The organism is Butyrivibrio sp. MB2005 (genome assembly GCF_000424285.1).
Classification (GTDB): Bacteria; Bacillota; Clostridia; order Lachnospirales; family Lachnospiraceae; genus Butyrivibrio.
Genome location: NZ_AUJP01000023.1, coordinates 19,843 through 43,026 on the forward strand (window position 1 = coordinate 19,843; position 23,184 = coordinate 43,026).

General features: G+C 41.9%; 16 protein-coding genes. 2 read left to right on the top strand and 14 right to left on the bottom strand.

All coding sequences use genetic code 11. The features are described from left to right. Nucleotides 1–224: 224 nt before the first annotated feature. Nucleotides 225–533, top strand: a complete 309-nt coding sequence (locus tag G610_RS0112960) for a nitronate monooxygenase (protein WP_026525146.1) — start codon at nt 225–227, stop codon at nt 531–533. Nucleotides 534–606: 73 nt separating this feature from the next. Here G610_RS0112960 and G610_RS0112965 read toward each other — a convergent pair whose 3' ends face one another. Together G610_RS0112965 and G610_RS0112970 are read right to left on the bottom strand one after the other, a co-directional pair. After that, entirely contained in the window at nt 607–1,314 is a 708-nt protein-coding gene (locus G610_RS0112965) for a hypothetical protein (protein ID WP_026525147.1), read from the bottom strand. A gap of 123 nt (nt 1,315–1,437) precedes the next feature. Beyond that, on the bottom strand, nt 1,438–2,484 hold the full coding sequence (locus tag G610_RS0112970; RefSeq protein WP_026525148.1) for a M42 family metallopeptidase: 1,047 nt from the start codon (nt 2,482–2,484) through the stop codon (nt 1,438–1,440). A 291-nt stretch (nt 2,485–2,775) separates the two neighbouring features. Here G610_RS0112970 and G610_RS0112975 point away from each other — a divergent pair, with 291 nt between their 5' ends. Further along, on the top strand, nt 2,776–3,693 hold the full coding sequence (locus tag G610_RS0112975) for an Rpn family recombination-promoting nuclease/putative transposase (protein ID WP_026525149.1): 918 nt from the start codon (nt 2,776–2,778) through the stop codon (nt 3,691–3,693). A 109-nt stretch (nt 3,694–3,802) separates the two neighbouring features. On the opposite strand, the gene G610_RS0112980 is transcribed toward G610_RS0112975, so the two are convergent. The 12 genes from G610_RS0112980 to G610_RS0113045 all read right to left on the bottom strand — a co-directional run bounded on the left by G610_RS0112980 (nt 3,803) and on the right by G610_RS0113045 (nt 23,175). Continuing rightward, nucleotides 3,803–5,293 carry a bifunctional metallophosphatase/5'-nucleotidase gene (locus G610_RS0112980; protein ID WP_026525150.1) on the bottom strand — a complete coding sequence of 497 codons (1,491 nt, stop codon included), beginning with the start codon at nt 5,291–5,293 and terminating at the stop codon, nt 3,803–3,805. A 19-nt stretch (nt 5,294–5,312) separates the two neighbouring features. Continuing rightward, nucleotides 5,313–6,806, bottom strand: a complete 1,494-nt coding sequence (locus G610_RS0112985; RefSeq protein WP_026525151.1) for a bifunctional metallophosphatase/5'-nucleotidase — start codon at nt 6,804–6,806, stop codon at nt 5,313–5,315. A gap of 96 nt (nt 6,807–6,902) precedes the next feature. Further along, nucleotides 6,903–8,198, bottom strand: a complete 1,296-nt coding sequence (locus G610_RS20865; protein WP_051197992.1) for a hypothetical protein — start codon at nt 8,196–8,198, stop codon at nt 6,903–6,905. Nucleotides 8,199–8,400: 202 nt separating this feature from the next. Further along, nucleotides 8,401–9,063 carry a YczE/YyaS/YitT family protein gene (locus G610_RS0112995; RefSeq protein ID WP_026525152.1) on the bottom strand — a complete coding sequence of 221 codons (663 nt, stop codon included), beginning with the start codon at nt 9,061–9,063 and terminating at the stop codon, nt 8,401–8,403. 522 nt (nt 9,064–9,585) lie between these two features. Then, entirely contained in the window at nt 9,586–10,242 is a 657-nt protein-coding gene (gene aat / locus G610_RS0113010) for a leucyl/phenylalanyl-tRNA--protein transferase (RefSeq protein WP_026525153.1), read from the bottom strand. Between the two features lie 52 nt (nt 10,243–10,294). Continuing rightward, complete coding sequence (locus tag G610_RS0113015; RefSeq protein WP_026525154.1) at nt 10,295–12,523, bottom strand: AAA family ATPase; 2,229 nt, start codon at nt 12,521–12,523, stop codon at nt 10,295–10,297. A gap of 1 nt (nt 12,524) precedes the next feature. Next, nucleotides 12,525–12,824 (bottom strand): ATP-dependent Clp protease adaptor ClpS, encoded by a 300-nt coding sequence (locus G610_RS0113020; protein WP_026495550.1) that lies wholly within the window; start codon nt 12,822–12,824, stop codon nt 12,525–12,527. A gap of 105 nt (nt 12,825–12,929) precedes the next feature. After that, the gene (locus G610_RS0113025) at nt 12,930–15,317 is read right to left on the bottom strand and encodes an HD domain-containing phosphohydrolase (protein ID WP_026525155.1); all 2,388 of its coding nucleotides are present in this window, start codon (nt 15,315–15,317) and stop codon (nt 12,930–12,932) included. Between the two features lie 43 nt (nt 15,318–15,360). After that, entirely contained in the window at nt 15,361–16,119 is a 759-nt protein-coding gene (locus G610_RS0113030) for a response regulator (RefSeq protein WP_026525156.1), read from the bottom strand. 39 nt (nt 16,120–16,158) lie between these two features. After that, nucleotides 16,159–20,376 carry a hybrid sensor histidine kinase/response regulator gene (locus G610_RS20870; RefSeq protein ID WP_242829652.1) on the bottom strand — a complete coding sequence of 1,406 codons (4,218 nt, stop codon included), beginning with the start codon at nt 20,374–20,376 and terminating at the stop codon, nt 16,159–16,161. Nucleotides 20,377–20,394: 18 nt separating this feature from the next. Next, the gene (locus tag G610_RS0113040; RefSeq protein ID WP_026525157.1) at nt 20,395–22,527 is read right to left on the bottom strand and encodes an HD-GYP domain-containing protein; all 2,133 of its coding nucleotides are present in this window, start codon (nt 22,525–22,527) and stop codon (nt 20,395–20,397) included. 180 nt (nt 22,528–22,707) lie between these two features. After that, nucleotides 22,708–23,175 carry a hypothetical protein gene (locus G610_RS0113045; RefSeq protein WP_026525158.1) on the bottom strand — a complete coding sequence of 156 codons (468 nt, stop codon included), beginning with the start codon at nt 23,173–23,175 and terminating at the stop codon, nt 22,708–22,710. Nucleotides 23,176–23,184 lie beyond the last annotated feature (9 nt).

The window sequence follows — 23,184 nt, forward strand, 5'->3', positions numbered from 1 at the left end:
TTTCACATCCTTTTTGACTAATTCTGTTTATATGGTCAATATAACTCCGGTTAGATTTCTTGTCAATGTTTTTTGTGACATTTAAATATTCCAATAGCAGGCATCTCTGGTCCACTTCAGACTTAGATATAAATTGACATCCTAACCATTCTGTTATATTATCTCAATAATATTTAACTATATTTATTTTAGGTATTTTTAAATGAATAGATAGGGAGATTCAGATGGATATCAATGGAAAAGAACTGGCACACGGGATAATTCAAAGTCCCGTAGGAATGCCTGCAAGAGCTATTTATACTCCTCTTCTGGAAAATCTGGAGAAGGGCAAAACCTTTTTTGCAAAGAAGTGCAACAGCTGCCTTACAGCCTGTCCTAAAGGTGAAAACATACCTTACTGTATCAGCAGAGCTCTGATTGCCGCTGTTGAAGGAAATCGAGAAGAAGGTCTTTTCTTCTGCGGAGAAAATGCATCAAGAGTTAACGAAATTGTGACAGTAAAAGAACTTGTAAACGAACTAATTTACCAGTAACCGGGCAATTCACTAATGTGGGCCTATAAACTCTTCTAAATAAACAAAGCCGGGCATTAAACCCGGCTTTAAATCAAATAACTGTAAGTAATTTCTTATCGATGCATACTGACGCAGCAAATACTTTTTCAGCAGAATCCTCAAAAAGCACTCTGATCTTGCCCTCAAGAATGGCTTTAACTGTGCCTTTTCCATACTTTTTATGTGATACGGCGCATCCTTCAGGGATTACATTCTTGATCTCGTCATCGGTAAGCTCCGGAAGAGCAGGCTTCTGAATGGGAACAACCTTCTGTACAAGAGGCCTTGAAACTGTCATGGTCTTAACCTGTTTAGGCTCCTTGCTTTCAAGGTAGTTCTCGCAGAGACAATCAAGAACAAACTCAAGATTCTCATTGGTAAAGAAATAGATTACGTGAGACAGCTTCTTCTCATCAGGATTCTGAAGCAGTCCTTTATTACCATTTCTGATAAACAATATTGCCTTACTTGAAACCTCTTCATACTGAGCTACAAGCATCTCAAGCGCTTCTTTTTTGCTCTCCTTGAGCACTATGCCAAGATTAGCGGCATCTGCCTTTCTCATAAGAAGGTTATAGTCCTTCTCTGTAGCATAGAGAACGTAACGGCTCTGCATTACAGTCTTTACATGAAGTGATGAACCATTTTTGGCAAACTGCCAGATGAACTTATCTTTAGCTCCCTCCCTCTCATACTGATCAAGCTTTCTCTCTTTGATCAGGTCACAAACTTCTTCATAAATATACAGTGTATTGTTCATGGTTTTTCCTCGCTAAAAATATAAGTCAGAAAACCCATTATACACTTTTGGTGTTTTTATTCCATTACCAATTTTTTCCAAAAAAATCTGCAATATTTTCCTTCGAATCAGCAATACGTCAATTTACAGGGCATACTCGATCAAAAGACGAAGCACATTCTCTGCGCCATCTCTGTGGCTTCTCTCATAGCCATGGGAAGCATAAACGCCTGCTCCGATAAGTCCGTGCTTTAAGTCGTTGCCGGCTTCAAGAGTGGCTTCAACATCACTTCCGTAGTGAGGGTAAATATCGACAGCATAATCTGCGCCGCTCTTTTTAGCTGCTTCAACCAGACCCTTTACGATCTCATAGTTGTAGGGGCCACCGCTGTCCTTAGCGCAGATGGAAACCTGCTTCTCTGTGCAGGTAAGGCCATCGCCAACACATCCCATATCTACAGAAATAGCTTCTGTGCAGCCCTCGGGAACGCTTGCGCATCCGCCGTGTCCAACCTCTTCAAATACCGTGATATGAGCATAAAGCGCTCTCTTGGGAGTGATCTTTTTCTCGCTGATATACTTTGCAAGTCCCAGTAAAATTCCTACGCTGAGCTTATCATCAAGGAATCTTGACTTGATATATCCGGTCTTTGTAACCCTCACATTGGGCTCAAAGCAAACAAAATCACCCACTGAAATACCAAGCTTCTCAGTATCTTCCTTGCTCTTAACGTCCTCATCAAGAACAACCTCGCAGCTATCCCATTCTCTCTTGGTATCGTTGTATTCACCATTTACATGGATGGACGCATTATTGAGCTGGAAGGTACCCTCATAAATTCCGTCAAATTTGGTCACAACGCGAACATTCTCTGTCTCTGCGTTGTTGGGATTCATACCGCCAAGGTTTGTTAGCTGCAGTCTTCCGTTATCCTTGATAGTTGCAACCATTCCGCCAAGAGTGTCTGCGTGAGCCTCAAGTAAAAGACCGTTTTTCTTATCCTTACCTGTCAGGTCCACAACGACGCCTCCCTTATTGGTCTTTGTAGCTTTAAAACCGAGCTTTTCAAACTCTTCCTTCACCCAGTTTGCAGCTTCCTCTGTATATCCTGTGGGAGAATCAATATTAAGAAGTTTCGTGGTCTCTTCCACTATAAAATCTGTGTATTTGTTTAATTGTACTTTTTTCATGTTCGCATCTCCTGTCTTAAAATTAGTCTACTTCAATCAGTATATACCTTTATTGCGGAAAATGCGCCAAAAATCACACACCTGTCACCTGAAATTAAGGATTTTCTTAAGATTCTTAAGTTTCCGCATTTTTCCTTAATGTTTTCTTAATTCGCTTTTCTTTTCAATCCTACTCTGATATATTCGCTGGTGCAGTCAATTTCTCAGACCTGCATTTCATTTGGCAGACTGCCAATTTCCCCAGACTTTACCGGTATTGTTAAGTTATAAAATTAGTTTGAAAGGAAAAGAATGGAAAATAAGAATTATAAATTCATGTCTGCCAAAGGCAGACTTCAATACAACATGACTAATGACTATATGTTTCGTATAGTTCTGCAGAAAGACCGCGAAACTTTGATCGGACTTATATGCTCTGTTTTGCATTTGTCCAGAGATGAAGTTGATGATGTGATTATTGAAAATCCCATCACCCCGGGCGAAGCTATTGATGATAAGGAATATCAGCTTGATATCTACGTATCTCTCAATAACAACACCTATATAAACCTTGAGATGCAGGTACTAAACTATAACAACTGGCCTCTGCGCTCTCTTGCATATCTAAGCCGAAAATTCGACAACCTCCACAGAGGCGAGGATTACTCTGTAATTAAACCCGTTTATCAGATTGGCTTTTTGGACTTTACTTTGTTCGAAGACCATCCTGAATTTTTCGCAAGATATCAGATGCGAAACGCTCGTGACGGCTATCTTTATACTGACAAGTTCAATCTTCTGGTGGTAGAATTAAATCACACAGATATGGCATCAGACGAAGATAAACAGTACGGTATTGATGTCTGGGCAAGACTTTTCAAAGCCAATAGCTGGGAGGAAATCAAGATGATCACAAAGAATAATCCTTCACTTAGTTCTACAGCTGAATCAATTTATTTATACAACTCCGATGAGCAGGTTCGTGAGCTGTGCAGAAGGCGTGAGGACGCCATAGCACACGAAGCTTTCCAGAAGAAAAAGATTGAAGAACTGACTTCCGAGAATGCGTCCCTTACATCTGAAGTCGAGTCTCTTTCCTCTAAGAACATATCTCTTGTCTCTGAGAACGAATCCCTTGTCTCTGAGAACGAATTACTACACTCTGCTATTTCTGATAGAGATGCAAAATTGCAAAAGTATATAGAATTATATGGTGATTTGGATCAATAAATACAGTGCATTTATACCTCATTAAGAAAGCTAGCCTATAAACAGGCTAGCTTTCTTTAATTTCAGAACATATTCGCAATTTTCGTGTTGATCCGCAGAGTTCTTCGATTCACACCCCTGTCACTGTTCCGTCTGCGAGGTGAACGATGAGGCGGCCTGTTCCGTAGGCGTCCTGATGTTGACCTCTCTGCAATACTTCCTCGATGACACCTGCGCAGGAGGTGCAGACCTGCCTTGATTTCTTATTCTTATCAAGATCCTCTAACTCTAAATCGAAGGAATCCTTCACATTGGTATAGTGGAATTGCTGCAAGCCTACAGAATAAACCTTATTCTCATCAATGGGAGCTCCCTGGAAATTGAACTTTAAAAATGAATGACTTTTCTGGTCATACTCAACCTCAAATCCTTCAGAGAGCTGATAAAACTCAGTGTGAGCGCCTTCTAAGGCCTCATCTCTAAGCATTCTTAAAAGTCCGTGCTTAATCTGCGCTCCCGTCCAATATGTTGCAAAGACACTATCGTCATAAGGGAAATTCTCATCCAAATCCTTCTTGGTCACAACAGGCCCCAATTTCTCTGTTCGAATGGAACCTGACCCCAGGAAAAACATATCAAGTCCTAAGGTTTCGCACAGTGCATCTGCGTAAAGGTCCCCCAGCTCTGTCTCTCTGATTCTTGACGGATGTGTCAACTGGCGAACAAATTTTGTGATGATCCTGCCATATTTTTCGTCAGTGCTGTGTTTATAGTTATTTATTATCTCCTCTATGCCCGGATCCTTGGGGCAGGTAGACTCGTTTATGGGAATCGCTTTCCAGCTGTAGCTGTTTATACAATTGTTATCCGTATCAATCAGGATATCAAATCGACCAATCTGGTCAGTACCGGTACCCGCTTGTACAATCGGGATTCCATTTACTACCGCAGGCTCCTCTATAAAGGTATGTGAGTGACCTCCGATGATCACATCAACACCCCAGGCAGGGTCAAGCATCTCAGCAAGCTTCTGATCCTCCTCAAAGCCAATATGGGTAAGAAGTACCGTAAAATCAATATCCATGGCATTGTAGGTATCACAGATTCGGCCTATCTCCTCTGCAGCTTCATTCAGTGTTACAAAGGTTCCGATAAGCTTATCAGCCTTAACCTGCATAAGCGCAACCTCGGTTATGATACCGATGAAAAGTATCTTCATTCCGCCTATCTCAATGACTTTGCAGGGCTCGAAGAGTCTCGCGTTATTGGTTTTTATATGAAGATTGGCATTTATTATCGGGAACTCCGCACATTTTTCCAGGAAAAGAAGGTGTGCTACTCCGTAATCTACTTCATGATTTCCAACAGTTACGATATCCGGTGAAAGCATATTCATGATCTGAATTGTCGATATTCCGTGAAATTCTGAATCTATTACCGACCCACGGAACATATCACCGGCAATAGCATATAAAACATTTTCCTCTTCATGGCGCACTTTGCTGACATAACCTGATAAAAGGGATACTCCTCCCACCAGATCCTTATCAATTTCCTCAGCCAGAAAATCGCCATGCATATCATTAGAATGTAATAGTGTCAGTTTCTTTAAATGTTTCATTATTACTGTCCCCCTATCATTAAATGAGATGTAACTTAATTCTGTCCTCAACTACCGCATCCTGATGTAGTCCGTTCTGAAGCATTTCCTCCAAAACCTGAGAACATGACGTAGCTACAGCGCGCAATGAATGATTTTTCTTAAGTTCCTCCTGAGTCAGATCGAAGGAATCCGGCAGATTCTTGAAATGATATTCCTGCATTCCCACAGAATATATCTTTTCATCATCAATAGGCTCGCCTTCAAAATCAAACTTCAGAATTGAGTGGGTTTTCTGGTCGTACTCCACCTCCAAGCCCTTGGATAACTGATAAAACTCCGTGTGCTTACCCTCAAAAGCCTCATCCCTAAGCATTCTAAGAATGCCATGCTTTAGTTGGGCTCCTGTCCAATAGGTGACAAATGCTGCATCGTCATAAGGAAAAGTCGCGTCAAAATCGCCTTTTGTAACCACAGGTCCCAGCTCTTTAAGTCTCACTGACCCTGAAGCCAGCAGGAATATATCCACTCCCAGAGCATCCTTCATAATATCTGCGAAAAGATTGCCAAGCTCTGTCTCCTGATATCTGGAAGGATGGGTTAGCTTTCGAACAAATTTTGTGATGATTCTGCCATATTTTTCATCTGTGGTATTTTTGTAATTTAAAATAATATCTTCGATAGCCAAATCCCTTGGACAGGTCTTATCGCTGATGGGAATTGGCTCCCACTTATAACTGTCTATACAATTCTTTGAAGTATCCACAACCAGGTCAAATCGGCCAATCTGGTCCGTGCCGGTTCCTGCCTGAACAATGGGGATACCATTAATAACGCATGGCTCCTCTAAGAAGGTATGCGAGTGGCCTCCGATAATTAGATCCACTCCCCATGCGGGCTGCAGCAGCTCTGCCAGCTTCTGATCCTCCTCAAAGCCTATATGGGTCAGCAAAACCGTAAGATCAACATCAATAGCGTTATAAGTATTGCAGATTCTGCCGATTTCGTTAGCTGCATCCTCCAAAGTAATGAAGGTGCCTATCATTTTGTCCATCTTGCACTGTGCCAGAGCCGCCTCAGTTAAAATACCGATGAACAGAACTTTCATGCCATTTATCTCAATGACCTTGCAAGGATCAAAAAGTCTTGTGTGATTGGTTTTTATGTACAAATTAGCGTTTATTATCGGGAAATCTGCGCATTTTTCCAGAAAAAGAAGATGTGCAACACCATAATCTACCTCATGGTTACCCACAGTAACAATGTCCGGTGCCAACATATTCATAATTTGTATTGTCGAAATTCCGTGAAATTCAGAATCTATTACCGATCCTCTGAACATATCTCCGGCAATAGCGTATAAGACATTTTCCTCCTCATGACGCACCTTGCTGACATAGCCGGACAGCAACGAAACGCCGCCTATAAGCTTATCGTCTGCCTTTTCTGCCAAAAAATCGCCATGCATATCATTTGAATGTAACAGTGTCAGTTTCTTCAGGTGTTTACCGGGTTTCTTCTCCTTATGCTTCATAGAATTCCTCCACATAGCACCGAGCTTCACAGGCTAAATTCAAATAGCCGGTTGCTACTTTCACAAAATCCTCAGTTACTCTGAAATATCGAGACATTAAGCCTGTTTTGGCTTTTGTTTCTTCTCTGTCTTGCTGTACATGAAAATATCGAAGGCTTTGCCCTTTTTATAGGAAGAATCCTTCATATATTTAGTGGCTTCGCGGTTTTGATGTACATTATTCATCCCGGATTTGAGGATAGAAACATAGATAAAACCTATGATTATCGATACAACCAGGTCGATTATCGCAGCTTTCGCTGTGATTCCGTTACTTCCAAAGAATATTATTCCCATCATTATAATTATGAAGGGAATCACTGTTCCAAGAGCGAATCTTATCCAGTACAGTCCCTTATCGATAGGAAGAGAGCCCACCATCCTGCCGCTTTGGCCATTGATTCCGAAAGTATAGGTATTCCCCTCATATTTGGTGGTCATCATCCAAACAGGAAGCATGGCGTATTCTGCCTTGGCATTGGATAAATTAATGTTCTCGCCCTTCACATCCACGGTATCGTAGCCGCTTACCTGCTCTCTCATCTTATCTCTGAAGGTATTAAGGACACGCTCATTGGCTCTTGGCTGGGCATCCTTCTCCTCTTTATCATATCTGTCAGCAAGATAACCGCTAAAATATGCCGCATCGTACTTCACAGCCTTAGCCATATCGAAAGGCTCCAAAGACTCCATAACCGTGGCGTCCATCTTACTGGAAGCATCTACGGGAATCTTCTCAAACTCCATCTCGCCGCTTCTTTTTACGCGATAAAAGTCGCTCTTTTCATATGTAAAATTGCTGTCTTCACGGGTACTTTTCTTGACGCCTTCAAAAGTCACAGAGCCATCTGCTTTGCAACTGTAAAGCCAGAACGGAACATACAATCCCGTAATAGAATCTATTCTGTTATTAGCTGTGAATGATTTGGGAAGAAGCTTTTTCCCTTTGACGAATTCCTTAAGCTGAGCCTTCGCTTTCTCTTTATCCACTGCAAAAGGCACCACATAATCCGGTTTATACATACCGGAGAAAGAATCAGGAATTATGGCCTGATTACCGCAATATGGACATTCGGTGGCGGCGGTATGCTCATCAGCTACCATTTCCGCGCTACAGGAAGGACATCTGTAACCTGCAACCTTACCGCTTTCATCGGTTATAAGAAGCTGCTCTGTGGTAGTCCAGGTCATACTGGAGGATGCTGCATCCTCAGCCTCAGCTTCCTGCGCTGCTTTTGCCTGCTCCATGGTAAAGCTGGCCTCGCAGAACTCACAGGTCATCTGCTCTGTCTTGCCGCTAAAAGTCAGTTTAGCCCCACAACAAGGACACTTAAAGTTCAGTATATCTGCCATAATCCCCCTCCTGATATGCAATGGTAGATGTCTTAAACCATACTTAGGTACTATTAACTTACAGTATAGCAATAACATTTTAGCAATTTTTGAAATAAAAAAACACAAACAAAAGGCTTTTTGTGAATTAATTTTTCACAAATTTTTCCACCTTTTTTCGTTTGTGTTTTACGAATTCTTAATTACTATTTTAAATCTGATATTACTTTTGAATTTCTTTTCCTGCCAGAATGGGACGAGCAACGTGTACATTGAAAAACTCAATGAGAGGTCCCATGAAAAATGCGGTAATGATGGTTCCGATTCCGGCAATTGTAGGGATACTCATGACTTTTCCACCGGATATAAGGAACAAAACCACACCCAGGATAACGCACACAAGATCTGTGATGATCCTGACGTACTGAAACTTACCCTTTTTCCAGGTGTTGCAGATAATAAGCGCAATAGCGTCATAGGTAGATACACCAAGATCTGCTGTCATATAGAACGCAGAGCCAAAGCAGATGATGACTACGCCCACTACAAGGCAGAAAACCCGCACTATGATAGATGGATTAACTATCACTGTCTGCAGGAATTCATAGGTAAACTGAGTGATATATCCAAGCAGGAAAAGATTTATAAAAGTAGCAATTCCGATGTAATGCCTGTCAAAAATCAGGGCAAAAGTCAGCAAAACTGCGTTGGTTATCACATAAAGTGTTCCAAAGCTGATGGGCACCACCAGGTCAAGCCCCGCCATAAAGGATTGGAAGGGATCAACGCCAAGAGCCGCTATTTTAAATATTCCAACGCTTATAGCACAAATAATTACGCCAAAAAGCGTCATACAGGTTCTTTTTGCCAAATTCTTATCTTTCATTTCCGTTCCTCTTACTCACTGTTTTATTACGGGGAGAATATTGCTTTTCTTTTTTCATCCCCGTAATTTTTAGCCATTTTTCCGCCATTCTTACGTGGATGAATCTCATTTCTCTAAGCACCCCCGTAATTCTGAGCCTTTTTTCCGCCAATCTTACGTGGATAAATCACATTTTTCCCATTCATCCCCGTAATCCTGAGCCTTTTTTCCGCCAATCTTACGTGGATAAATCACATTTTCCCATTCATCCCCGTAATCCACTTCACCATTTCCTGATTTTCTTACGTGGATAAATATTGTTTTTCACGATACCCACGTAATTAAAAACAGCAACTGTAAAAAACTAAAAAGCAGCTAATGATTGACCGGCCTTCCATAAATCATTTGACACTACCGTCTTTAATCGCAACCACGAAAATATACCAAACCTTAAAAGCTCCATCTACTTACATTTATGGGCATGGCTACTCATTTTTTGTCATGAACTTCCCTAACAGACTCTGCATCAATAGTGGAGGCTCGCTAATTATTCCTAAGCCCCTGGTCCAGAAGCTTTCGATACTCATCAAAACTGATGGTGAAACCACCCATACTCTTAAGATGCTCCGTCTCAAACTGGCAGTCGATCATCACATAATCATTCTGTAAAAGCACATGCGACAGGATTATCAGAGCAATCTTAGACCCGTTTGGCAGATCAGAAAACATGCTCTCCCCGAAAAAGCATTTACCAAGGCTAACTCCATAAAGGCCCCCGGCAAGCTCGCCATCAACGTATGATTCCACGCTTAAAGCCAGCCCTTTTTCCGCCATTTGGCCATAAGCCTTTTCCATATCATCCGTTATCCATGTGCCCACGTTATCCTCTCTCTTTAACCTGCATCTGTGCATAGTATCAGCAAAATCGCGGTTTATGAGGATATGAGTTTCATGCTTTTTAAAGAACTTTCGCATTGAATGTGAAACATGTACTTCGCCGGGCTTTATGATAAATCTCTCCTTAGGGGCCCACCACAAAATAGGCTCTCCCTCGTTATACCAGGGAAAAATGCCGTTACTGTAGGCAAGAACCAGCCTTTCCACAGATAGGTCACCGCCAATTGCTAAAAGCCCGTCATCATCTGCCAGAACAGGATTGGGAAAATATATTTCTTTATCATCTAACTTATAAACTGCCATAGATATCCCACCGCCTTAATCACAAGTCCGGACAAAACGGTCAAAACTCAAATCACTTACCCTTCCCGCCGGCTGCAGTAACAAACTCACCATCCTTAACCGTAAGGGAGATTTTTCCGCCGTTTTTGAGCTTTCCAAAGAGAATCTCATCCACAAACAGCGGCTTAATATCGTTTCTTATCACGCGGTCAACCTCTCTTGCACCAAATTCCTGGCTGATTCCGCGCTTTTTAATGAGATTTTTCGCCTTTTTATCAGCACTAAAGCTTATCTTCTTAACAATAAGCTGATCCTTAAGCTCAGCGAGCTTCTTTTCAACAACCAGCTCGGCCATCTTTTCATCCATGCTGTTAAAGGATACGATTTTACTTAGCCTGTTCCTGAATTCAGGCTGGAACACTCTCTTAACTTCTTCCATAAGGACGCTGTCATCGTGACCTTCGCTGACAAAGCCTATTCCACTCTTTCCAAGGCGGTTAGCTCCGGCATTTGATGTCATGATCACAACCACATTCCTGAAATCTGCTTTTCTGCCCTGATTGTCTGTCAGAGTGGCATAATCCATAACCTGCAAAAGCACATTGAAAATATCAGGGTGTGCCTTCTCTATCTCATCAAGAAGCAGCACTGATGAGGGATTTTTCCTGATGGCCTCTGTAAGTATTCCGCCTTCCTCATAGCCCACATAACCTGCAGGAGATCCGATAAGCTTGGCAACAGCGTGTTTTTCACCGTATTCACTCATATCAAATCTCACCAGCTTTACTCCAAGCTCTTCTGCAAGGCGCCTTGCAATCTCTGTCTTACCAACACCGGTAGGTCCCACGAAAAGAAGACTTGCAAGAGGTTTATTTTCTTCTGAAAGCCCGGCTTTTGAAAATTTAACTGCATTTACAACCTGGCTGATAGCCTCGTCCTGACCGAAAATTTTGCCCTTCAGTCTGTCCTCTAAGGTTGAAAGCCCTGTAATATCATCTGTTTCCACAGTTTCGATTGGCACACGGCATATCTTTGTCAATATTTCGTTTATAACTTCTTTGTTAACCGTGTTGGTCTTCTTGCCTGTGGGATGTAGCTTTCTAAAGGAACCTGCTTCGTCAATAATATCTATTGCCTTATCGGGAAGATATCTCTCGTTGATGTACTTGGCACTCATTTTCACAGCATAAGGAAGCACCTCGTCATCATATTTTACGCCGTGATATTCCTCGTATTTTTCCTTAAGGCCCTCGAGAATCTTAATGCTCTCATCCTCAGTAGGTTCTTTTATCTCCACATTCTGAAAACGCCGCACTAAGCTCTTATTTTTCTCAAAATACTTCTTATACTCTTCATAAGTTGTGGCACCGATAAACCTGATATGTCCGTCTGCAAGATAGGGCTTTAACATGTTGGAAGCATCAAATGAACCCTCTCCCACAGCGCCGGCACCTGAAAGATTGTGAATCTCATCTATGTAAATAATTGGCTTTTCTTCTTTGCCAATTTCTGAGAGAACCTTTTTAAAGCGCTTTTCAAAATCGCCCCTGTACTGGGTTCCGGCCAGCATTCCGCCAAGATCCAGCGCAAATACCTTGGCACCCTTAATGGCATCCGGCACCTCGTCCTTTCTAAGAAGTTCCACAAGGCCGTAGGTAATGGCTGTCTTACCTACACCCGGCTCTCCTATATGGAGGGGATTGTTTTTATCCTTCCTGCAAAGTATCTGTATGGTACGCTCAAGCTCTTCTTTTCTGCCAATAAGCGGATTCACATCCTCTAAGGTCTCATTGAGACATGGCGCAAAAATCTTCAGATTACCGGTATCTTCCTGCTTCTCCGGATTCCCTGTAGTGGCACTTCCGCCCTCTATCTTATTCTCATCCTCGATATAGGACAGCTCCTGCAAAAGATCCGCCTCTGTGAGCCCGTCCTGTTCCATATAATAGACAGCGTAGCTGTTATCAAGGTTCCAGATCGCATGAATAAGATGCCTTATGTGAATCTGGCTGCAACCGCTGGAAAAAGCGCTCTGCCCCGCAAAATTCACCATCTGCTGCGTAGCAATGGATAATTCCGGCTCCTGGCCACTTGTTTTATCAATATATTTCCTGATATATGACATCAGATTCTTACTAAGTGCAACAAGATCCCCGCCGCAGGACTCATAAGCCTCTGAAAAAGAGGGATCATCCAATATCATCAGCAGCACCATCTCAGGTGTCACATATTCGTAATTATTTTCACTGGCCATTGCTATCGCTTTCTGGATAGCCTCCATAGCCTCTTTTGACAGATTCATATCACGCCTCCTCCACACTCATGCGGAAAGGATAACCTTCCTGTTTTGCCCGCAGCAGTGCCGCATTCACCTTGGTGGATGCGATATCATAGGGGTATTTCCCCACAACTGCCTGTCCCTTTTTATGTACGTTCAGCATAATGGACTGAGCTGTTACTTCATCCTTATGAAAAATATCAACCAGCACATCCACCACAAACTCCATGGTGGTGAAATCGTCATTGTACATGATGACGTTAAACTGCCTGGGTTCTTTAATCATGCTCTTTGTTCGCTCTTTTGCCTGTCCCTGGGTAGCCATATCTATATTTCCTCCATAAAAAGCCGGACTTATGAAAATCCGGCTTTAATAATACTATTATACATATTCCGATCTTCCGGTAAATACACCGTCACACCGGGCAAATCACCTTATTCTGATATCCGTCAGTGCTACCTGATCTCCGGTAAGAGCCACATAAACCTCAGCCGGTGGATCATTTATCGTAGTGATGTTCTCTAATGCTATGCCAAGTGTTTCAGATTTTATTGAGACGCGATTTCCTTTTTTTCTGATCTGCACTTCGCATTCTATGCCGGCCTTACATGCTTTTCTGAAATTATCCCAGTTCGTAAATTCGCTTGTTTTTTCCACAACAAACTTATTTGTGGCATATTCGTTGGGAACATTACTTTCGCCGTTTAGCTTAACCATAGCATATTCACGGTAGTTTTTGCCGCCTACTTCCTTATCATCAGATGAATAAAGCACAACATAAGGACAATGCCAGATAAGTGTAGAGGATGGCAGACTTAAGGAGTGGAACTTGAGGGTCAGATAATCTCTGATGGGAACGCCCTTTGTAGATGCGGAGCGGGTCCTGTCTACCTGAATGTTAGGGATATCTGACTCGATTCTATCAGTATAGTAAACATCATCTGCTATTCTTGGAATTTCACCCTCATGAACCACTTCAGCCGTATCTTCTATAGTAATGTTCTTTATATAACAGTTCTCACCTGTAAGCCCTATATATGCTGACTTCGATTTATCAGGCAATGCTGCTACTACCTCAACAATCTTGCTTCTACTTTCAAGAATGACCTTAATATGATCCTGATATCTGTAGGAAGTTATATTGTATTTCTCTTCTTTGATCTCGGAATCCTTATAAGGCTCAGCATCCGCCTTGGACTTATCACTTACATTGACCTCCATGTTTCTTACAGATGTAGAAACATAGTGGCCATCAAACCAGACCTCACCATATTCAACATAATGATAAGCGGCTATACCCTTCTCAGTCTTGTGAACCGTCTCATCAAAAGAATCAAACAGGATTATGGCAGGTCCGCTGAAATCTTTTTCGTTTGTGGCAACTGTAGACAGACAATCGAAATTTACCTTTTTTACATGATCTTCGATTGATATGCCTCTTGTAATGGAACCTCTGTAGTTATCACATCTGATCTCTTTTTCTACAGGTATTCTCTCACCCTGACCATACTCATTGGCGTCAGCATCAAGGATTCTGACCATAATATCCGTGTAGTAGGGATCAAACTGAATACCGCCTCCTCTGATAAACTCTTCTCTTATAATGGGCTTTGGCAGCTGATCTCTGTATCTTTTCTTGGATCTCATGGCTGCATAGGCATCGGCAATCGCTATTATTCTCGACATCTCCGGAATTTCATCGCCCTTTAGTCCCTCTGGATAGCCGGATCCGTCATATTTTTCATTACAATATCTGGCTGCAATACTAAGATACGGATACTCCGTAATATTTGAAAGTATCTCTCCGCTGACGACAGGCTTATTCTTAACGATTTCATATTCTTCCTCCGTCAGATCATCATCCTTACCTATAACACTGTCAGGAAGGCCGATCATACCTACGTCGTGAAGCAATGCAGCATAATATATCTCATCACACTCTTCCTCAGTTTTTCCTGCAGCCTCTGCAATTTTCCTTGAAATACTTGCCACACGGGTGGAATGTCCACGGGAATAATCATCCTTTTTTTCTACTGCAGTAATGAATGCAGTAGCCGTCTGATCAAAGAGGCGCCTCATACTCTTTTTATCATTCTGCAGATTCTCCATCTCCATCCTGTGAACCCGCAAAACCTCATCGTTAACGTCCAAATATGAAAAGATGTAAAGAGATATGGAAACCAGCACCATCGACATATTAACAATGGAAATTCCATACGTAAAAATCTGCAGAATTCCTACAGCTATCGGTACAAAAATATACAAAAACAGAGCTGCGTTGATAAATTTACTGAACTTTCTTCTATGCTGAAAAGCAACTGTATACTGCACAATCGGCCCCACTACGGGGATAAGGTAACAGATAAGGAATCCCGGGCCTCTGTGGTATTTGTTGGTTTCATCAAAATAATAGTAGAACCCTGTAAACTGGGATAATACAACCAAAAGCATACCAAGAATAGATGCAACGCCGGTAAAAATAAGTCTTCTGGGCGTATTTGTGACTTTTCCTTCATTACTGAGAAGATCTATAAGATATAGATTAAACGTGAAGACTATACCTGAAGTCAGGAAAAATACCATGAAGTTGGATATTCTTACCATATAAAATGCGATTCTGCTTGGATTTCCGGAATACAAATATGCCTGTCTGTCAAAAAAGAGTAAAAATGTAGCTACCAGTTCCATGCCTATAAGAATCCATTTCCTTCTCCGGGGCAAAAATCTGGTAATGCCAAGCAGAAGTGCCATCATCATACACATGGCACATAATGCAAGCATAATATCCATTTGATTTGCTCTTATAAACTCAAACATCTACCGGCTTCTCCTTCGGTTAACAGTTACAACTCTTCTATAATTATCTGTGCAGAATGAAAAACTCCTGCAGCTTCTCTATAAGCTCTGCTCTATCGATGTTTTTAAGGAAGTACCCTTCAGGTTTCAGGGCAACAACCTTCATAACACTTTCCTTATCGCCTTTACCTGTAAGGAACATAACCGGAATATCTCTTGTCTCCGGGTCACTTCGAAGCATCTCAAGAACCTGTGGTCCGGTAGTAACCGGCATTTCATGATCCAGCAAAATAAGATCAACTTTATTCTTGGCAAGCCACTTGATGGCTCTGAGTCCTGAATTAGCCATGGATACCTTGTAGATTCCCTTAAGCCATTCCCTGACAAGTGTCAGATACTGAGGATCATCATCCACTATAAGAATGCTCTTTTTAAAATCACCGGAAGCCATCTTTGAAAAATATTCCGATACCGTTCTTGCAAACTTCTCATTATCCACAGGTCTGCAGAAGGTCTCATAGATAAGCTCTTCAGGCAGGTGCTTGCGAATCTGCTCAATATCTATCTGCTCACCTATAAGTATCATCTGAAGATTTCTCTCATCCATAATATCCGTCAGATAATGAAGGACATCCTCGTGAGGCATCGTGTTATCATCCAGATAAAGTGTAATGAGCGACACATCCTGTATCTTGGCGTTAATGTCATCCACACTCAGATGAACAAACTCCGTATCGCAGCCTGCGCCCTGCGCTTTTTGAATAAGCACACGTACTATAAATGATTCCTTTTCTCCGATAACTATCATCTTGTTTGCAGCCATCGTCTTTTCCCTCTCTAATTCTAGGTATAATATCAAGTTTTATAAGGAAAGTAATTCTTCCATAGCATCCCAGTCAAAGGTCCTGAGGAGCTTTTCCAGTTCGCTTATCTTCTTTTCATCCTCAGGTGACAGCTTATAATTCTTAAGCTGCCCTATTATCATCTCAACAGCATCATAATCCATCTGCGGAACCACATCTGCAAGGGCATCATAAGCATCCTTCAGCTCATCCTCAGGTATAGGCTCCTTGCTGTCATCCTGTTCATCTTCGACGGTAAGTTTTGAGAGCTTTTCCTTAAAGGACAAATAGTCAGCCATGAATTTATCGGTATGGGCATCAATAAACTCCACATCCTCATGATTTCCTGCATCCTCAAGACTTGCCGCCATCTTGGCCAGCTCTACCGCACCAATGATTCTTGCAGAACTCTTAAGTGCATGAACCTTGATCGTATAAAGCCTTATATTGCCACCGTTGTAAGCATCCTGAATAACCTTGGAATTGGCATCAATGGTCTCAAGGAAAAGCTGCAATGAAATGATAAAGCTTGAAATACCACCTGAGTTTTTAATACCTTCATCGACGGAAATCTCATGGACATCATTGATCCAAAGCATGTTCTCCGGAAGCTCCTTAAGATCTTCCACAGCATCTGCAGCTTCTGCCTTCTGCATTATCTCCTCGGGAAGATGTCGCATGATGGTCTCTTCCAAAGCCCTACTGTCCACAGGTTTTGCCAGATAACCGTTAAAGCCTTTATCCGTATAATACTTCTCTCCGAGAGCTGCATTGGCGGTAAGCGCATAAACAGGCAGATCCTTATATCTCTCCCTAATCCTTGCAAGGGTCTCAATGCCGTCCATTCCCGGCATCATATGATCAAGGAATACCACGTTAAACTTGTTTTCAGCAATCTTATCAAGACATTCCTCTCCGCTGGAAGCCGTAGTTACAAATACCTTTGTCGCCTTAAGAAGCCTTTGGATGACGTTCAGGTTCATGGGATTATCGTCCACCACAAGAATATCCGCATCCGGCGCAACGAACTTAGGCACATAAGGTCCATCCACCGCATGTTCTTCATGCTCTACGAAGTTTCCGAGAGGTGTTTCATCTACTATCTTCTGGTCTACAGTCAGCGTAAATTCAGATCCCTCACCGTATACACTTTCGCAGGTGAGAGTTCCGTGCATAAGCTCAGCAAAACGTCTTGATATATCAAGTCCCAGACCTGTTCCCTGTATTCCACTGTTTTTCTCTTCATCAAGTCTCTCATAAGCAGTAAAAATCCTGGGCATATCCTCTTCCTTGATACCCATACCGGTATCTTTTACGGAAAAGGCCACCTTACAAGTATCATCTTCTCTTCTGAGCATTGTTACATTAAGGACAAAGCCGCCATAATCCGTGTACTTTACTGCATTAGTCAAAAGATTAATGACTATCTGCTTTATCTTTTCCGAATCGCCATAAAGTTTCTTGGGCAGCATCTCGTCCACCACGACATCAAAGGTCAGCTCTTTCTGGGTACTTCTTACTCTGACCATGGATACAATTGACCTCAGCATATCCTGAACATCATATTCTATCTCTACAGCGTGCATTTTGCCGGATTCTATCTTAGACATATCAAGAAGGTTATTGATCAGTCCAAGCAGAGATTCTGAAGCATTACGTATATCATAGGCATAATTTATCATGGACAGGAAGTAACTCTTTGGTACATCTGTCGGATCCTCTCTCATGATCATCTCGTCCATACCCATTATAGTGTTTATGGGTGTTCTGATCTCATGAGAAATATTGGCAAGGAACCTTGTTTTGGCGGTATTGGCTCTCTGCGCCTCATCTCTGGCCTGCTTAATCTCATCATACTGCCTTGTGATGATGGTAGACTTCATTATTCTATATACTACAAAGCCTGCAGTAATTGCCACGAGCAACGCCATAAACAATCTGAACACCAAAAGTTCTCTCAGTCTTGGCTTTTTCACTATTTCAAAAACTTCATCAATAATGACGTCCTCATCATTACTTCCAAGTACCTGAATATGAAGATGATAATCACCATAGGGCAAACCGGTATATTCAAGAGGCGTAAGCTCACTTCTTTTCAATGTGATTCCTGACTCCTCACGGCCTTCAAAAAACAGTTTTACAGTGGGATTCAAGGTTGTATAATCCATTACAGCCGTATGGATTCTGATACGTTCATCGGATGGCGGTATTACATATCTGCCATTTTCATCCGGAAGAATCCTTGTATCACCGTTATAAACGGAGTTCACTGCAATCTTTATATCAGTACTTTCTTCATAATAATTGTCAATGTTAACCCTGATAACACCATATCTGCCGGGTATATAAAGATTACCGTCACTATCAAGAGCGGCGTTTGCGTTTGCCGTTATTGCATAGGGTAGACCATTTGCTATAGTATAGAGTCTGTAATTTTTGACATCATCATCAAGAAGTTCCTTAGTATCCACCTTATAGATTCCACAAGATGCCATTACCCAGGCAGAATCATTATTGTCAAAATAAAGGTCATAGTTGTTGTTATAAGGGAAAGAGGTTACGGTATGCGTAACTCCATCTTTCAAATACTGGATCGAGTTGGAGGTAACAAGCCAGATCACACCATTGACGTCGTCCTTGATAATCTTCATTATTACGTCACTGGTCAGTCCATCCTCGCGTCCAATTTTTGTAATGGTATCACCATCTATTACATATATCCCATCACCATCAGTAGCCGCAAAAATCTTGCCGCCATTTTCAACCATAACTGCTAAAATAATTGTGTTTTTCAGCCCTTCTTCATGACCATAGGTCTTAACTATTTTACCGTTCTTTAAGATTGCCACTCCGCCATTGGTGCCTACAACCAGGCTTCCATCCGCTGCTTCGTAAATACACCTTATCTGATCATGGGGCATTCCATCTTTGGTTGTATATGATGTTATTCTGCCGTCTACGTCAAAGCATACTAACCCCTTATCATTGCTGTAGCCTGCTACCCACAGATTCTTTTTACTGTCCTCCATGATGGATCTGATGCGGGTTCCTGTCATATAGTCAGTCAGCGCATCGTAAAGAGGAGTGGAGTCATTATTTAGTACATAAAGACCATTATCAGTTCCTATATATAACCTTCCCAAATGTCTACAGGTAGCGTTTACAACATTCTTCTCGATACCCGCTACCTCAGCAAGATCAAGGAAATTATTAGCAACAATTTTCATGGCGCCCTGAGATGATGAAGCAACCCAGATATTGCCCTGATAATCTGATGTAGTCATTTCTATGGAGCTGTTTATAGGCAGATCGGTAAGTGCGTGAAATTTCGCCTTTGTATCAAGATATCCTATGCGGCTTGTTGATGAAACCCATACTCTGTCGCAATCGTAGCTAAGCCAATGGACGTTATCAATAGGCGCAATCACTATCTTTACCATCGTAGGTCCTTTATCACCAAAGGCTCCATAGTATAAATACTTACTCTCTGTACCGATGTAGACATATCCGGGCTTGTTGGGATCTGCCAATATTGTGGTTATAGGCTCCATTCCCAGTTCATCGCTTGTAAAAACATCTGTTATTTTACAATTCTCTATAGAGAAAACCTTGCCGTTCTTGGTCTGTCCGTATATCCTTCCGTTGGAATCCGAATCAAGCTTTAGAACGCGCTCTTCATTAATCCTGCTATCATCGATGGTATGAAGCTGTCCCTCCGGGTCCACATAAGCAACACCCGCAATAGTTCCCAGGAAAACATTACCCTCGTTGTCTTCAGCAAAAATCCTGATTGAAGATGACGGCATACCGTCTGCGTAGGTATAGTGAGTCCTTGTCTCACCATCAATCACAACAACACCGTTATCATTGGTTCCTACCCATATTCTGCCCTTACTGTCCTCAAAAAGACCACGACCACTGGTCAGACCGTCAGAGGTATCAAGCCTCTCAAACTCAGTGCCGTCATATCTCATGATTCCGCTGTAGCCGCCAATCCAAATATATCCGTTGCTATCTCCCATAATATAGTTGGCATCTGAGGTGATAAGTCCGTTGGAGGCATCATAAATCTCGGCCGTATAACCCTCCTGGGTTATCTGACCGGTAATCGCATAACCGCCACCCGCCTTTTCTTCGCCATCTTCTGCAGCTGCAACGCTCTGTGACTGACATAACAGTGATAAAACAGACAGGATTGCAATTGTACTTATGAAGTTTTTATATCGAAAATACTTCAATGACATGCAACCTCCAAATTACATACGATCGTATTTCTTCAGAATAACTTTTACTTCAGAAAGCGATTCTATAAATACTTCCACGCATTTTGCATCAAACTGTGTTCCCGCACCTTCCTGTATGATCTCAATAGCTTTATCTAACGGATATGCAGGCTTATATACTCTTGGCGAAGCAAGAGCATCAAAAACATCGGCAACAGCCATGATTCTGGCTGAAAGTGGGATAACCTCCCCGTGAAGCCCCTCGGGATACCCATTGCCGTCCCATCTCTCATGGTGATATGCAGCCATATTTCTGGCTTCCTTCAGGTAACTTCCGCCCTTAACGGTGCTGATCGCCTTTTCTATTATCTCTTTACCGGCTGTAGTATGAGTTTTCATGATCTCATACTCTTCTTCGGTAAGTTTGCCGGGCTTATTCAGGATCTTATCGGAGATATTGATTTTTCCTACATCATGCAAAGGCGCTGATCTGACTACATCAGAAATAAATTTAGGGGTGATCTTCTCTGCGTAATAGCCCTTTCTTTTCAGGCCTTCGACGATGATCTTTACATAGGCAGCGGTCTTCTGGACATGGGCGCCGGTATCGGAGTCACGACTCTCGACCATATCTGCCATTGTTATGATAAGTCCGTCCTGCATCTGCATAGTAGATTCAGACAGATGTCTTATGCTTCTCATCTGCTCAGCCTGATTCAACGTCAGGTCGCAGATTGTCCTATAAAGCGCCTCTATCTCATCTCCTGTATGGATATTCAGGGACCTGATTCTTCGCACATTATTATCAAGACTCACCTGATCGTCGCCGGCTTCAGCGAAATCTTCCACACAGCTTGTCATTGCTCCAAGAGGATATGTGGTGTAAATACTTGTGGTCCACAACTCAAAGGCAATAATAAGAATGAACAATCCCGCCATTATAAGCAGAATCCTTATGATGAAATCGATCATATAATCTGCCATGTACTCAAGAGAAACATCGCAGATGATATAACAGACCAGCTTCCCTGCACTATTCTTAAGGGGATAGCCTATAGTAAGAAGCCAGCCTTCATCACTTTTTGATTCTATGGGGGCTATCTCTTCACCTGCAAGAATAGCGTCTTTATATGGTAAAAACTCATCCTTGAAGGGCAGCTTTGTTCCTATGTCATAGCCATACTCTGTTTCCGTATCCAGATCAAAAATTACATAGCATCCATCCTGCTCGACTTTGATCAGATACAGGTAATCAACACCCAGTGAATTATTCCGTATCTTGTAGAGCATTTCCTTTGTTTCAAGATAACCCGGAGTATTTTCGCCCTCCATCATATATGTATCAATCATGTCGGGATCGACTATCTCTGCAGCAAACCTGCAGGCGTCGCTGGCGGCCTCTATTCTGTCATTTTTAGCACTGTTAAAATACAGGGTAAGCCCAATCCAGGCCATAGCAATTACCAGTACAAATGAAGTCAGAAGCAGCTTACTGCTCTCCCTCCATCGTACGGACCCCTTTGAATCAGCCTTCCACCTATATATCCTGTTTTCTTCCTCTTCAGTCATTACGCGCTGCTTTACAATACTGTTCGCGATTCTGGTAGAAATATCATCCGGAAGAATACGAATAACCAAAACTGCCAATCCAAGGGAAATACCTTTATCAAAGACATTAACCAAAACATCAAGCATCATAGCTGCAGGCAAATATGGAAATCCCGTTGCTGCAGCAAACTCAATAGCTGCGTTGTCAACCACAGAGCCCTGCGTATCCATCCCGATAAATCTACGGATAATGACACTAAGTATGCCCGATATCATCGCTAACATCAGGATATAACCAAATACATCTTTAACTTTTCTAAAGGAGTGTTTTCTTGAGAAAACTGAGGTATGAATAGCTATAAGAGCATTTATAACAGAAAAATACATGTTTGTTGGATTAAACAACATAGAAACAGTGTTAGTCACAACCGCTGTTAAAATGCCAAAGAAAGGACCTGCTATCAGAGTGACATAAATGGTCCCCGTCGTATCAAGATAAAGTGGCAGTTTAAGGCTGCTCATAATAAAGCCCAGTAATACGTTGGCCGCAATTCCGGACAGCACAAGTGCATCGCGCAATATTCTGTTTTTATCTTTATGCGAAATGCTTATCTTCACTCTTTTCCCCTCATGAAAAGATACTTGCCCATAATACAAGCACTATATAGTAAATGATAGCATTTACGCAGCTTTTTTCCTATTAAATAAATATGAAAAAAAAATATAATATCATACAAAAAAGCTGAAAATAACGATAATAACGTCGTTTTCAGCTTTAAATTTTTTTATGTATTTCTTTTATCTATCAGCCTTTGCTGCTGCTCCCTGAGCTATCGGAATGAAGATCATCGCAATTACATAGCACAGAATGTACATGGGAATAAATGTACCAATAAATGCAAAGATAAATGCCGGAAACGGAGCTCCTGCAAATACCTGAACATTGAGCAGGTTCATTACCAGTCCGATTATTACGACAAAGATAACTACTACAGGTACATTACCAAGGAATCTGCCGGGTACACTCTCAGGATCAACCTTAAAAAGCTTGGGAAATCCCATTGCGATAAGCGGAACCGGTACAAGAGCATTAACTACGCATGCAAGAACAAATCCCACCAGAATGTTTATCGCAAGTGAAGGTGTTGTGAACATCTTGTCCGCATTTCCTGAAAATACCATTCCCCCAATTGACATCGCTGTAGCAAGCGGAATATTCATAACCAGATTAAATACAATAAAGAATTTTAAACTAGGTTTACCCATTTTTTCTCC